Genomic DNA, 926 nt, shown 5'->3' on the forward strand with positions numbered 1-926 from the left:
TGATGCTGTGGACGGCTCCTCCACCGGCACGAGAGTGCCAAGGTGTGGGCGCCGTTTGAGGCTCCCACGATTCGGAGGAGCAGCCCTATGCAGCCAATTTCGACCATCGGTCTGGATATCGCGAAGTCAGTCTTCCAAGTGCACGGCGTTGATGCAGCTGGCCAGGTGATCATCCGCCGTCAGTTGAAGCGCCGGCAAGTCCTGACGTTTTTCCAGAAGCTGCCGCCCTGCCTGGTAGGGATCGAGGCTTGCGCATCATCACACCATTGGTCCCGCGAGTTGCAGGCATTGGGGCATGCGGTGCGATTGATGCCTCCGGCCTATGTGAAGCCTTACGTCAAGCGGCAGAAGAACGACAGCGCTGATGCGGAGGCGATTTGCGAGGCGGTGACGAGGCCCAACATGCGGTTCGTGCCGACCAAGACGGTTGAACAACAGAGCTGTCTGATGCTTCACCGAGCGCGCCACCTCTTCATCCGCCAGCAGACTGCCGTGATCAATTCAATCCGCGCCTATCTCGCCGAGTTCGGGATTGTCGCCCCTGTCGGGCGCAGGGGTGTCGAGCAACTGCTGGAAGTCGTCGCCGATACAGCCGAAGACCGAGTCCCGGAGGGCGCCCGGATGTGTCTTGCTGCTCTCGGTGGGCAATTGCGCGCGCTGAAGACCCAGATCCTGGAGTTCGACCGGCGCATCATCGCCTGGCATCGATCAAGCGCGACGAGCAAACGGCTGGACGCGATCCCCGGCGTTGGGCCGGCGCTGGCAACAGCTCTGGTCGCGAGCATTGCTGATCCTAGAGCTTTTCGATCGGGACGAGACTTCTCGGCCTGGGTTGGGCTTGTACCGAAGCAGAGCTCGAGCGGGGGCAAAGACAAGCTTGGCAGCATCAGCAAGCAGGGCGATCGCTATTTGCGTAGCCTGTTTAC

The 926-nt window shown here is 61.3% G+C and carries 1 protein-coding gene; it reads left to right on the forward strand.

Annotated features, from left to right (window positions below; genetic code table 11):
- Nucleotides 1–87 precede the first annotated feature (87 nt).
- A partial coding sequence (locus tag XI05_RS08960; RefSeq protein ID WP_271500715.1) for an IS110 family transposase occupies nucleotides 88–926 on the forward strand: 839 nt, incomplete at its 3' end.

Origin of the sequence: Bradyrhizobium sp. CCBAU 11357 (assembly GCF_028128865.1) — a bacterium.
Lineage (GTDB): Bacteria > Pseudomonadota > Alphaproteobacteria > Rhizobiales > Xanthobacteraceae > Bradyrhizobium.